The organism is Metabacillus idriensis (assembly GCF_050483325.1).
In the GTDB taxonomy this organism is placed as follows: domain Bacteria; phylum Bacillota; class Bacilli; order Bacillales; family Bacillaceae; genus Bacillus_P; species Bacillus_P idriensis_A.
In genome coordinates this window covers 1-12073 of sequence record NZ_JBCMYF010000037.1, presented here as the reverse complement: position 1 = coordinate 12073, position 12073 = coordinate 1, and the positions used below count along the sequence as shown (strand labels likewise).

Sequence of the window (12073 nt, the reverse complement as noted above, 5' to 3'; positions counted from 1 at the left end):
CCGAGGGGCTAGGAGGTGGAGCCAGACAAGTGCAAAATCCTTTCATATCTTTACAAAATAAAAAACCCACCCTGCAAGAGGATGGGTTGTTCATTATAAATTAAACTGCCGTGCACCTTCCGTCGATTAGTGTCCATAAGCGTTACTTAAGCAGTTAGCTCGGCCCAGGCAACCCTGCGGCACATGAGAGGTTCCACTTAATGCTGCTTCCTTCCGGACCTGACATGGTTCATGGATTCCCATTGCGCAGGACCCAGACGTCAACACCACTTACTTAAGGCAGGCCCTACAGACAGCTAACCTCGGGAAAGGGATTCGGCCTCGCTAGAGCGGATTGCGAGTACAGGGCACCGCTACCTCCCCGCTTAGCACGGCAAAATTGATACCAGATTAAGGTGCGCCGTTTAGTACGACGCATAACCTAGTATATAGTCTTTTAGAGAAAAATGCAATATCCAGCTACTGTAAATTTTTTGAAGCATCCTTTGCAGCTTTTTTCTTTTTTCTTAAATCCCTGAAGAAATCGCTGAGCATATTGCCGCATTCATCTTCCAGGACCCCTTTGGTCACTTCAACCTGGTGATTAAATCTTTTTTCATCCAGAAGATTCATAAGGGTTCCCGCACATCCGCCTTTTGGATCTGCAGCGCCGTAAACCACTCTTTTCACTCTCGAAAGAACAATCGCCCCCGCGCACATCGGACAAGGCTCAAGGGTTACGTAAAGCGTTGAATCCTCCAGTCTCCACGTACCCATTGAGGCGCACGCCTGATCAATCGCAATCATTTCCGCATGGGCAATCGACCTTTGCTCACTTTCTCTAAGATTATAGCCGGATCCTACGATTTCATTGTTATGTACGATGACGGCACCGATCGGAACTTCGCCGATTGCCATTGCTTTTAATGCTTCTTTTATTGCAAGCTCCATGTATAACGTGTCCTTATCCATCATGTACTCCTTATAGATTTATTCATTATGGCACAAGCTAATCTCTGTAAAGGAGAGATGACGCCTTGGATAAAAAAGAGAACTGTGCCCTGCTCATTATCGATATGATAAATAATTTTAAGTTTAAGCATGGTGAGGTATTGGCTAGTGAAGCCAAACAAGTTTCAGAAAACATTTTTTCGTTAAAAAAGAAAATGCAGGCGAAAAAATATCCCATCATTTATATAAATGATCATTATAAGTTATGGCAGGCTGATTTTCAAAAGATTTCTGAAAAGTGCACAAATGCATTGAGCAGACCCATCATCGAACAGCTCTATCCTGATGATACGGACTTTTTCTTAATCAAACCCATGCATTCCGCCTTTTATGGAACGGCCTTAAACATGCTTCTAGACAACCTTGAAGTGAAGCATCTTATTTTGACAGGGATAGCCGGGAATATCTGTGTGCTTTTTTCAGCCAATGATGCCTATATGAGAGGATATAAACTCTCCGTTCCGTCTGACTGCATTGCTTCAAATGATAAACAAGATAATGAATATGCTCTGCGCATGATGAAAAATGTCCTTCAGGCAGATATAGACGATTCGCTTCAAATAAAAATATAACATGCTCCCGCTCGTTCCTTCATAAGATGTAACAGAGAGATTATGACGAATGAGTGAGGGGAATCAATATGCAGATACATATTGTCCGGGAAGGACAAACTTTATATGGGATAGCCCAAGCTTACAGCACGACCGCTGAAGAGATAATCCGGACAAATGAAATACCTAATCCAGGCCAGCTTGTCATTGGCCAGACAATCGTCATTCCGATAAAAGGACGCTTCTACTGGGTGCAGCCTGGAGATACATTGTGGTCAATCAGCCGGAGATACGGTTCAACTCCAAAGGAATTATCTGAAGTCAACCAAATCTCGATCAATAGTCCGCTTCAAATAGGGTTCAGGCTTTATATTCCCCACCGGCCAAAACAAAAAGCGGAATTCAACGCTTATATTGAACCTTCCGGCAATGAAGTCAGTCCTGAACTGGAAGAAAGCGCCCGTGAAGCAGCGCCATACTTAACCTACCTCGGACCATTCAGCTTCCGCATTCAAAAGGATGGCACTCTAAAAGAGCCGCTCTTAAATGACTTTGCTAATATCGCCAAAAAAAATAGAGTCACGTTAATGATGATTGTGACGAATTTAGATGATGATGGTTTCAGCGACGAAATCGGAAGAATCGTTCTTACTAATCAGGATGTCCAGAATAAGCTTCTAAATAACATTGTCCAGACCGCTAAGAAATACGGCTTCCGCGATATCCATTTCGACATGGAGTATTTAAGGCCTGCAGACAGAGAGGCCTATAACCGTTTTTTAAGAAAAGCAAAAGCCCTCTTTAGGAAAGAAGGCTGGCTCATTTCTACGGCACTGGCTCCCAAAACAAGTGCAGATCAAAAAGGAAAATGGTACGAGGCGCATGATTATAAAGCACACGGCGAAATTGTCGATTTTGTTATAGTGATGACCTACGAATGGGGCTATAGCGGCGGACCGCCAATGGCTGTCTCCCCGATTGGTCCAGTTCGGGATGTCCTTGAGTACACTCTGTCTGAAATACCGGCAAATAAAATCATGATGGGGCAGAATTTATACGGATACGACTGGACCCTGCCGTTTAAGCCTGGAGGAGAATTTGCAAAAGCCATCAGTCCTCAGCAGGCCATCCGCTTGGCAAGTCAGTATAATGTCGCCATTCAATATGATATGAAAGCACAGGCACCTCACTTCAATTATCGCGATAAGGAAGGAAGAGAGCATGAAGTCTGGTTTGAGGATGCCCGTTCCATACAGGCTAAATTTGATTTAATGAAAGAATTAAAGCTGAGAGGAATGAGTTATTGGAAACTCGGGCTATCATTCCCGCAAAACTGGTTATTGATTGCAGATAACTTCGACGTTGTAAAAACACCAACATAAAAGCAGCCGGATCCGGATCCGGCTGCTTTTTTTATTTTTCAACCCATGTATACATATAATCGTCATCTTCTATCTCTTTAGCCTGTTTGACAATTCTAAGCGGACGGAACGTATCAATCATCACTGCAAGCTCAAGTGTTTCTTTTTTCCCGATGCTCGCTTCCGTTTTTCCCGGATGGGGACCATGTGGTATTCCGCTTGGATGAAGCGTGATGGATCCCTGTTTGATCCCCTTCCGGCTCATAAAATTCCCTTCTACATAGTAAAGCAGTTCATCGCTGTTGACATTACTGTGATAGTAAGGCGCCGGAATGGATTCAGGATGATAATCATACATTCTCGGCACGAAAGAACAGACAACGAAATTGATGCCTTCAAATGTTTGATGGACAGGCGGGGGCTGATGAATCCGCCCTGTAATCGGTTCAAAATCCTCGATATTAAATGCCCAAGGGTACAGGTAGCCGTCCCACCCCGCTACGTCAAAAGGATGGTGGTTAAAGGTATGCTTATGCATATAGCCCCTGGATTTCGTCAGCACTTCAAACTCGCCTTTTACTTCAAATGTAAGCAGCTGTTCAGGCCCCCGAAAATCTCTTTCGCAAAACGGACTATGCTCTAAAAGCTGGCCGTATTCATTCCGGTATCGTTTTGGAGTTGTAATCTGGCTGAATGACTCGATAAAAAGGAGTTTTGTTTCAGATTCAGGAACAACACGGTAGATTGTGCCGATTGGGATGTTAATATAATCTCCCGGGCGGTATGTGATGACACCGAACATCGTCTCAATCGTTCCAATTCCAAAATGAACAAAAAACAATTCGTCACCGTCACCATTTCGGTAATAAGATTCCATCGGTTTTTCTGCAAGAACTGTGCCTATTAAGAGATCGTCATTTCCAAGGATATACTCTCTCGCATCAAGGGCATCCCCTTTAGTTTGCAGAGCGTCTGTAAAGAAATGCCTGTGTTTCAAGGAATCCATCTGTTCATATTCCGGGAGACAGGAATGAAGAAGCTCTGATTTCGCCACCTCTGTAGGCATGTAATGATGATACAGAATGGATTGTGTGCCAGAAAACCCCTTCGTTCCCATAACCTGCTCCCGGTAAAGGCTGCCGTCTTCTTTTTTAAACATCGTATGTCTCTTATGCGGAATTTTGCCTAACGCGCGATAATACATACTCTCACCTGCTTTTAGCTGCAATTTTATTTTCCAGCGAGCCCAGTCCTTCTATTGTTAATTCGACCACATCTCCCGGTCTTAAATAACGATGCACTTCTTCCCCCAGTTCTAAAATACACCCGGTTCCAACGGTCCCTGAGCCAATCACTTCTCCCGGATATAAGGTGACTCCTGCAGAAGCCCGTTCGATCATTTGGGCAAATGAGTAATAGATATCTTTAAAATTCCCTTTTGATATCTCTTTTCCATTAACAGCCGCTGTCATCGTTAGATCATACCGATCTCCTGTCCTATGCGGCTGAAGCTCCTGTTTTGACACAAGATATGGTCCAAGAGAGGTCGCGAAATCCTTTCCTTTTGCAGGACCAAGACCCACTTTCATCTCTTCTTTTTGAAGATCACGCGCACTCCAGTCATTCATGATGCAGTACCCGAAAATGTACGCTTCTGCTTCACTTGCCGGGATGTCACGACCTTCCTTTCCAATAACACAGGCAATCTCAAGTTCATAATCAAGAGCCGCACAGCCCGGAGGCACTTCAATTTTTTCATCTGGACTCTTTACTGCCAGGTGATTTGTAAAATAAAACACCGGAAATTGATACCACTCTGGAATGACATCAAGTCCTCTTTTCCGGCGGGCGGTTTTCACATGTTCTTCAAATGCATAAAAATCGCGAATGCTCACCGGCCTTGGAATTGGCGCGGACAGCTTCACCTCTGAAACCCTGTAAACTCCCTGATCCCCTTCTTTAAACGGATGCATGGCATGAATAGGTGGCAGATATCGTTCATGCTCTGCTAAAAAATCTTGAATAGATCCGGGCAGGAATCCCCCGCTTACAGCATGCATATCAATGACTAAATTATCTCCCTGAAGCCATCCCGCTGTCTGTACGCCGGAAGCGGTTTGAAATGTCACAAACTTCATTTAGATTTCACCTTCTTATGATCTCAAACGTATCTGTCATTGGTTTTGTATACATGTGTCCGGCAAGGCGCCCAATCGGCTTTAATTGGTCAGAGTCAATTTTCCCATCATAATATAGCGCATCATCTACATGAATGTGCTTCACCTTTCCGATGACAAGACTTCCAGACCCTGCTTTCTCTCCAAAATGCAGAATATCATGCAGCTCACATTCCAGATGAACCAGACTTTCTTTTACGCGAGGAGGGGCAACCGCCTTGCTTTTTTCTTTCGTGAGCCCGCTTTGAACAAATTCATCTACTTCCGGTTCGAAATCGCCTGCACAGCGATTCATTTGTTCTGCTATCTGCTCACTCACAATATTGATGACAAATTCCTTCGTTTTTTCAATATTGATAAGAGTATCTTTTTTAGATCCATCTGTCCCTTTTCTCATAGGAGAGAAGCAAACCATCATCGGTTCTGCTGAGATCGCGGTAAAAAAACTGAACGGAGCCAAGTTTGCCGCTCCTTTTTCATCAATAGTCGACACGAATGCGATAGGCCTTGGCAAGATCGAACCAATCATTAATTTATAGGCGTCTTTCCAGTGAAGCGACTCGGGCATGACATCCATCTTTATCACCTTGCTTTCAGGAAGATTAAGTGTTTATAAATTGCCGCGTCGCTCCTGCTCCCGCTCGATCGATTCAAAAAGCGCTTTAAAATTGCCGTCCCCGAACCCTTTCGCACCTTTTCTCTGAATCACTTCTATAAAGACTGTCGGACGATCGACAATCGGCTTGGTGAAAATCTGCAGCAAATACCCTTCATCATCACGATCTACTAAAATGTTAAGCTCTTTCAGCTTATCAATCTCTTCATCAATATCTCCGACACGTTCACTGAGGGTTTCATAATAAGTCTCAGGCGTATTCAGGAATTCCACGCCATTCTTCTTTAAAATAGCTACTGTAGATACAATATCTTCTGTTAAAATCGCAAGATGCTGTACGCCTGGCCCTTTAAAAAACTCAAGGTACTCCTGAATTTGCGATTTGCGTTTCCCCTCAGCAGGCTCATTAATAGGAAATTTAATCCGCCCCCCATTATGCATAACCTTCGACATTAGAGATGAATATTCTGTGCTGATATCTGAATCTGTAAAATGGCGCATTTCTTTAAAGCCCATTACTTTTTCATAATATGAAACCCATTCCTGCATCCTTTCTACATTTCCGACAACATGGTCGACTCCGATGATTCCTGCTTCTGTATAAGGAATCTTCATTTCAGCTGCTTCAAATCCCGGCATAAATGCACCCTTGTATCCTTTTCTCTCTATTAATGAATGGATGGTGTCACCGTATGTACCGATTACGGCTTTTTTAACGGATCCTTGCTCATCCTTCAGCTCAAATGGAGGTGTAATCGCAATAGCTCCTCTAGATACAGCTTCATTGTAAGCCTTTTCAACATTATCAACGACTAAAGCTATATCTCTGACACCGTCCCCATGCTTCTTGACGAATTCAGCTACACGTGAGGTATCATTTAAAGAACCTGTGATAACCAAGCGTACTTTCTGCTGCTGCAGCACATAAGAAACGGTTTCCCTGTTCCCTGTCTCAAGACCTGAATAGGCGACGATTTTAAAACCGAAGGCTGTACAGAAATAGTGAGCCGACTGCTTGGCATTGCCTGAATACATTTCCAGATAATCAACATCTTTCACCGGAAAAAAATCTTCAACCTGACTGCTTGTCGCTGCTGTTTCCTCACGCATATAAACCCCTCCATTTTATGAATATTATTACTATTCCGAATACATCATACGGAAAAAGCAGAGATGGAAGCAAGAGTGCTGATTAAAGCTATAACGCTTTTCTGCATTGATGCAACCCTATTGCATTCCGCATAAATCCCGTACAACTATGAGAGGATAATTGGAAACTTTTCTTTTTTGTAAAAAGCTTACTCTTTTCATATTGTCACTGTGATACAATAAAATTTGTCTGTTTTGATAGATTTTTTCGCGTAGGAGGACCCGTGATGAATGGCGTACCGTTTATTACCGTGGAAGGACCGATCGGTGTTGGGAAAACTTCGCTTGCACGAGCGATAGCAGAACACTATCAATTTCATTTGCTGAAAGAGATTGTGGATGAGAATCCGTTTCTCGGCAAATTTTATGAAAATATTGAAGAGTGGAGTTTCCAGACAGAAATGTTCTTCCTGTGTAATCGATATAAACAGCTTGAAGATATTGCACAGTTATTTTTGAAAAAGAGTCAGCCTGTTGTGGCAGATTATCATATTTATAAAAATCTTATTTTCGCAAAGCGCACTCTTAAAAATGAACAATACGATAAATACCTTGATATTTATTCAATTTTAACAAGTGACATGCCAAAGCCGAACTTGATCATTTACTTGAATGCAAGCCTTGATACATTGCTTAACCGCATTGATATGCGCGGAAGGGAAATCGAGAAAAAGATCGATCCCGGCTATTTAAAGCAGCTATCGGAGGATTACGAGGTGGCCATGTCACAATGGGAAAAAGAACACCCATCCATCCCCGTACTGAGATTCAGCGGAGATGAACTTGATTTTGTACAAAATGAAAAAGATTTAACCTATATATTTAAACGTTTGGATGAATCTTTACATGAAGGAGTTACCAGTAAATGAACTTGAGAGAGAAATACAGCATTCCCCACAATGCCGTCATTACCATTGCGGGAACAGTCGGTGTAGGAAAATCAACGATGACAAATGCCCTTGCAAATGCACTTCATTTCCGCACTTCATTTGAAAAAGTAGATACAAACCCATATCTTGATAAATTTTATGCGGATTTTGAAAGATGGAGCTTTCATCTGCAAATCTATTTCCTTGCTGAAAGATTCAAAGAGCAAAAGCGGATTTTTGAATACGGTGGAGGCTTTATCCAAGATCGGTCAATATATGAAGACACCGGCATTTTTGCCAAAATGCATTATGAAAAAGGCACGATGACAGAAGTGGATTATGAAACATACACAAACTTATTTGATGCAATGGTCATGACACCTTACTTCCCTCATCCTGATCTATTGATTTATTTAGAAGGCAGCCTTGAGGATATTTTATCCCGAATCAAAGAACGCGGACGTCCGATGGAGCAGCAGACTCCAATTGCATATTGGGAAGAGATGCACCGCCGCTATGAGGATTGGATCAATAATTTTAATGCATGTCCTGTTCTGCGCCTGAACATAAACGATTATGACATTATGGCAAACGAAGGTTCAATTGAACCGATAGTCGAGCGTGTCGGACATTTTATCGAGCAGACAAGATTACTTAAAAAATAACCGGTTTATTCCGGTTATTTTTTTTGCAGTTATTTTTGTATTAGCAAAATCCATACAAAAAACCTGCAGCAATGTATGCTGCAGGTTTTATCAATCTCCAATACTTATGCGCTAAATATTGGATTTTATATGTAAGATGGAGGAGGTAGAGGGATTCGAACCCCCGCGGGATTTGACTCCCCTGTCGGTTTTCAAGACCGATCCCTTCAGCCGGACTTGGGTATACCTCCCTGCTGACAAGAACTAATATAACATATTGATTTTGGGATTGTCAACGATTCTAGAAAACTTTTTTAAAAAAATTTGAGGAAGGGCTAAAACGGATTTTAGCCCCTTCTTGAATGGTTATTATTATCTTGAAATGACTTCTCTATTCCCCATATATGGACGCAATACTTCAGGAATAACAACAGTTCCATCCTCCTGTTGATAATTCTCGAGGATAGCCGCAACTGTTCTGCCAATCGCAAGACCAGATCCGTTCAGTGTATGAACAAATTCAGGTTTTCCTTTAGGCTCACGTCTGAAACGGATTCCTGCGCGCCGTGCCTGGAAGGCTTCAAAATTACTGCAAGAAGAAATTTCGCGGTATGTTTCCTGGCTCGGTATCCATACTTCAATGTCATATTTCTTTGCAGCCGTAAATCCAAGATCCGCTGTACACATTCTAAGCACACGATAAGGCAGACCCAAAAGCTGAAGAACTTTCTCTGCATGTCCTGTCAGTTTTTCAAGCTCATCATAAGAATCTTCAGGTTTAACAAATTTCACAAGCTCTACTTTATTAAACTGATGCTGGCGGATTAGTCCTCTAGTATCTCTGCCTGCAGAGCCAGCTTCAGAACGGAAGCAAGAGCTGTAAGCCGCATAATTGACCGGAAGCTGATCAATAGAGAGAATCTCTTCACGGTGCATGTTGGTTACAGGCACCTCAGCTGTAGGAATCAAAAAGTAATCTTCGCCCGCAATTTTAAATGCATCTTCTTCAAATTTAGGCAGCTGGCCTGTTCCAGTCATGCTGTCACGATTTACGATATACGGAGGCAGCACTTCTGTATAGCCGTGTTCATCAATATGCAAATCAAGCATAAAACTGATCAGCGCACGCTCGAGACGTGCACCTAAGCCGCGGTAGAATACAAAACGGCTGCCGGTTACTTTACCCGCACGTTCAAAATCCAAGATCCCAAGGTGATCGGCAACATCCCAGTGTGGTTTCGGTTCAAATGAGAATGCAGGAACACCTCCCCATTCACGGTGAAGAACATTATCGTCTTCCGTTTCGCCTACAGGAACACTTTCATGCGGGATATTAGGAATAGACAGCATTAACGTTTCAAGCTCTGCCTCAACCTGGCGAAGCTCATCGTCCATTTCTTTCACGCGGTCGCCTACTTCACGCATTTCTTTTATTAAATGATCGGCATCTTGTTTTTCACGCTTTAAAACAGCAATTTGCCCTGAAACTTCATTTCGCTTGCTTTTAAAAACTTCTACTTTTGAAATCAGTTCACGGCGTTTTTGGTCAAGCTCCTCGAATTTGCTGAAGTCGCCTAAATCCTCTCCGCGATGAGACAGCTTTTCTTTTACTTCTTCAAAGTTAGCGCGCAAATGTTTAATATCCAGCATGACAAAACTCCTTTTTAGTTTTTTTGCAAATAAAAAACTCCCGTCCCCTGGTAAAGGGACGGAAGTTATATCCGCGTTGCCACCCTAATTGAAGGCAGATTGCCTTCCTCTTAAGCAGGATAACGGCCTGTACCGGACATGTCTACTCTCCGAAGGTTTCAACATCTCATTCGAGGATGGATTCACAAGGATCTAACACCGATTTTCACCAGCCACCGGCTCTCTAAGAAAGAAGCACTTGCTACTATTTCCTGTCGTCATGTTTTTCATGTTCAATTAAGTAATTCATAATTTACTACAAGTTTGATACGGTTGCAAGGTTTTTATACACTTAATTTTGCTTTTGTATTCTCAACCATGCGCACAAACAGCCCAGTCATCCGGTGATCATCTGTTAATTCGGGATGAAACGAACAGCCCAGGAACTGTCCTTGACGTGCTGCAACGATTCTTCCGTTATGCTTAGACAGAATCTCCACATCTTCTCCAACTTCGACAATATGAGGAGCCCTGATAAACACACCAATGAAATCTTCAGCAACATCCGTAATGTTCAGTTCTGCTTCAAAGCTTTCGCGCTGACGCCCAAATGAGTTTCTCTCAACGGTAACATCCATTACTCCAAGATGTCCTTCGCTGTAACCCACAATGTTTTTTGCAAGAAGAATTAAGCCTGCACAGGTTCCAAACATCGGCTTTCCCTGCTCAGCGAAGGCTTTCAGCGGACCCATGAACTCATATTTATCAATCAGGCGGCGCATCGTTGTGCTCTCTCCGCCCGGCATAATGAGCCCGTCCAATTCGTCAAGCTGCAGAGGACGCTTAACAACGACTCCTTCTGCACCGCTTGCCTCTATTGATCGGATATGTTCTCTTACAGCACCTTGAAGGCCTAATACACCAATTTTAAGCATTGTATTCTACTCCTTTATCATTACCATCCGCGCTCTTGCATTCTGTTCTCAGGAAGCAAAGTTGAGATCTCAATGCCTTTCATTGCTGTTCCAAGTCCCTTTGAAAGACTTGCAATCAGTTCATAATCCTGATAGTGAGTTGTTGCTTCAACGATCGCACGGGCAAATTTTGCAGGGTTTTCAGATTTGAAGATACCTGAACCTACGAATACACCGTCTGCTCCTAATTGCATCATTAGAGCAGCATCTGCCGGAGTTGCAATTCCGCCAGCTGCAAAGTTTACAACCGGAAGGCGTCCCTCATGCTTGATTTGAAGAAGAAGCTCATAAGGCGCGCCTAACAGCTTTGCTTCTGTCATTAATTCATCTGTGCTCATTCCAATGATTCTGCGCACTTGGCCATTTACTTTACGCATGTGGCGAACAGCCTCAACAATATTTCCTGTACCAGGCTCGCCTTTTGTGCGAAGCATAGAAGCACCCTCAGCAATACGTCTAGTAGCTTCCCCTAAATCGCGGCAACCGCAAACAAAAGGAACTGTATAATCACGTTTATTTAAATGGTACTCTTCATCAGCAGGAGTCAATACTTCACTTTCATCAATATAATCGACACCCATCGCTTCTAATATGCGAGCTTCCACGATATGGCCAATACGTGCTTTTGCCATAACAGGAACCGTAACAGCCTTCATCACTTCTTCTACAATTGTAGGATCTGCCATACGGGCAACTCCACCTGCTGCACGAATGTCAGCAGGAACGCGCTCAAGTGCCATTACAGCAACTGCTCCAGCTTCCTCAGCGATCTTTGCTTGCTCTGCATTGACTACGTCCATAATGACGCCGCCTTTTTGCATTTCTGCCATTCCGCGTTTTACACGATCTGTACCTGTGTTATTCATTCTATATCCCCCTCATATTATGTAAAATTTCATTTTGCACATATAGCTTATTCTATCCTAAGTTATAAAAAAATCCTATCAAAATTAAAGGGATTATTAAAACAATTCGCACAAAGAAAAGTGGAGCCGACTGTTTAGCCCCGAAAGGCAGATAAGAATCCGGCAGTGAAGGCGCTTTTTGCCAATGCTTGCGGATTTGTTCTGGCCGAGGGGTTAGGAGGCGGAGCTAGACAATAAGAAAAGCGGA

The 12073-nt window shown here is 43.0% G+C and carries 12 protein-coding genes, 1 tRNA gene, 1 other RNA gene and 1 other annotated feature; of the genes, 4 read left to right on the top strand and 10 right to left on the bottom strand.

The features are described 5' to 3' along the window. Positions 1 to 108: 108 nt before the first annotated feature. Both ffs and tadA read right to left on the bottom strand, forming a co-directional pair. Positions 109 to 374, bottom strand: an RNA gene (ffs, locus tag ABEQ24_RS21535) — signal recognition particle sRNA large type. Positions 375 to 459: 85 nt separating this feature from the next. Next, positions 460 to 951, bottom strand: coding sequence for a tRNA adenosine(34) deaminase TadA (gene tadA / locus ABEQ24_RS21530; protein ID WP_430008698.1), 492 nt, complete (start codon positions 949 to 951; stop codon positions 460 to 462). Between the two features lie 65 nt (positions 952 to 1016). Here tadA and ABEQ24_RS21525 point away from each other — a divergent pair, with 65 nt between their 5' ends. Beyond that, positions 1017 to 1562, top strand: coding sequence for an isochorismatase family cysteine hydrolase (locus ABEQ24_RS21525; protein WP_430008697.1), 546 nt, complete (start codon positions 1017 to 1019; stop codon positions 1560 to 1562). Positions 1563 to 1630: 68 nt separating this feature from the next. Continuing rightward, positions 1631 to 2923, top strand: a complete 1293-nt coding sequence (locus ABEQ24_RS21520; RefSeq protein WP_430008696.1) for a LysM peptidoglycan-binding domain-containing protein — start codon at positions 1631 to 1633, stop codon at positions 2921 to 2923. Positions 2924 to 2954: 31 nt separating this feature from the next. Here the strand turns inward: ABEQ24_RS21520 and ABEQ24_RS21515 are convergent, their stop codons facing one another. The 4 genes from ABEQ24_RS21515 to hppD are packed head-to-tail and all read right to left on the bottom strand — an operon-like array spanning position 2955 to position 6805. Next, positions 2955 to 4106, bottom strand: a complete 1152-nt coding sequence (locus ABEQ24_RS21515; protein WP_430008695.1) for a homogentisate 1,2-dioxygenase — start codon at positions 4104 to 4106, stop codon at positions 2955 to 2957. Positions 4107 to 4110: 4 nt separating this feature from the next. Next, positions 4111 to 5040 carry a fumarylacetoacetate hydrolase family protein gene (locus ABEQ24_RS21510; RefSeq protein WP_430008694.1) on the bottom strand — a complete coding sequence of 310 codons (930 nt, stop codon included), beginning with the start codon at positions 5038 to 5040 and terminating at the stop codon, positions 4111 to 4113. A gap of 7 nt (positions 5041 to 5047) precedes the next feature. Further along, on the bottom strand, positions 5048 to 5656 hold the full coding sequence (locus tag ABEQ24_RS21505) for a flavin reductase family protein (RefSeq protein ID WP_430008693.1): 609 nt from the start codon (positions 5654 to 5656) through the stop codon (positions 5048 to 5050). A gap of 33 nt (positions 5657 to 5689) precedes the next feature. Further along, on the bottom strand, positions 5690 to 6805 hold the full coding sequence (gene hppD / locus ABEQ24_RS21500) for a 4-hydroxyphenylpyruvate dioxygenase (RefSeq protein ID WP_430008692.1): 1116 nt from the start codon (positions 6803 to 6805) through the stop codon (positions 5690 to 5692). Between the two features lie 266 nt (positions 6806 to 7071). Here hppD and ABEQ24_RS21495 point away from each other — a divergent pair, with 266 nt between their 5' ends. Continuing rightward, on the top strand, positions 7072 to 7713 hold the full coding sequence (locus ABEQ24_RS21495) for a deoxynucleoside kinase (RefSeq protein ID WP_070877759.1): 642 nt from the start codon (positions 7072 to 7074) through the stop codon (positions 7711 to 7713). Then, positions 7710 to 8378 carry a deoxynucleoside kinase gene (locus ABEQ24_RS21490; protein WP_430008691.1) on the top strand — a complete coding sequence of 223 codons (669 nt, stop codon included), beginning with the start codon at positions 7710 to 7712 and terminating at the stop codon, positions 8376 to 8378. Before ABEQ24_RS21495 ends, ABEQ24_RS21490 begins: the two co-directional genes overlap by 4 nt. A 137-nt stretch (positions 8379 to 8515) precedes the next feature. On the opposite strand, the gene ABEQ24_RS21485 is transcribed toward ABEQ24_RS21490, so the two are convergent. From ABEQ24_RS21485 to pdxS, 4 genes are all read right to left on the bottom strand, one after another. After that, positions 8516 to 8608: transfer RNA gene (locus ABEQ24_RS21485), tRNA-Ser, on the bottom strand. Between the two features lie 121 nt (positions 8609 to 8729). Next, entirely contained in the window at positions 8730 to 10007 is a 1278-nt protein-coding gene (gene serS, locus ABEQ24_RS21480) for a serine--tRNA ligase (protein WP_430008690.1), read from the bottom strand. Between the two features lie 51 nt (positions 10008 to 10058). Further along, positions 10059 to 10274, bottom strand: a binding site (T-box leader). Positions 10275 to 10330: 56 nt separating this feature from the next. After that, positions 10331 to 10921, bottom strand: a complete 591-nt coding sequence (pdxT, locus tag ABEQ24_RS21475; protein ID WP_430008689.1) for a pyridoxal 5'-phosphate synthase glutaminase subunit PdxT — start codon at positions 10919 to 10921, stop codon at positions 10331 to 10333. A 20-nt stretch (positions 10922 to 10941) separates the two neighbouring features. After that, on the bottom strand, positions 10942 to 11826 hold the full coding sequence (pdxS, locus tag ABEQ24_RS21470) for a pyridoxal 5'-phosphate synthase lyase subunit PdxS (protein WP_070877763.1): 885 nt from the start codon (positions 11824 to 11826) through the stop codon (positions 10942 to 10944). Positions 11827 to 12073 lie beyond the last annotated feature (247 nt).

What these genes read in the sequence shown, in the direction of transcription:
- tadA (WP_430008698.1), bottom strand. Translation starts at nt 951, where the DNA reads ATGGATAAGGACACGTTATACATGGAGCTTGCAATAAAAGAAGCATTA.
- ABEQ24_RS21520 (WP_430008696.1), top strand. Translation starts at nt 1,631, where the DNA reads ATGCAGATACATATTGTCCGGGAAGGACAAACTTTATATGGGATAGCC.
- ABEQ24_RS21515 (WP_430008695.1), bottom strand. Translation starts at nt 4,106, where the DNA reads ATGTATTATCGCGCGTTAGGCAAAATTCCGCATAAGAGACATACGATG.
- ABEQ24_RS21510 (WP_430008694.1), bottom strand. Translation starts at nt 5,040, where the DNA reads ATGAAGTTTGTGACATTTCAAACCGCTTCCGGCGTACAGACAGCGGGA.
- ABEQ24_RS21505 (WP_430008693.1), bottom strand. Translation starts at nt 5,656, where the DNA reads ATGGATGTCATGCCCGAGTCGCTTCACTGGAAAGACGCCTATAAATTA.
- hppD (WP_430008692.1), bottom strand. Translation starts at nt 6,805, where the DNA reads ATGCGTGAGGAAACAGCAGCGACAAGCAGTCAGGTTGAAGATTTTTTT.
- ABEQ24_RS21495 (WP_070877759.1), top strand. Translation starts at nt 7,072, where the DNA reads ATGAATGGCGTACCGTTTATTACCGTGGAAGGACCGATCGGTGTTGGG.
- ABEQ24_RS21490 (WP_430008691.1), top strand. Translation starts at nt 7,710, where the DNA reads ATGAACTTGAGAGAGAAATACAGCATTCCCCACAATGCCGTCATTACC.
- serS (WP_430008690.1), bottom strand. Translation starts at nt 10,007, where the DNA reads ATGCTGGATATTAAACATTTGCGCGCTAACTTTGAAGAAGTAAAAGAA.
- pdxT (WP_430008689.1), bottom strand. Translation starts at nt 10,921, where the DNA reads ATGCTTAAAATTGGTGTATTAGGCCTTCAAGGTGCTGTAAGAGAACAT.
- pdxS (WP_070877763.1), bottom strand. Translation starts at nt 11,826, where the DNA reads ATGAATAACACAGGTACAGATCGTGTAAAACGCGGAATGGCAGAAATG.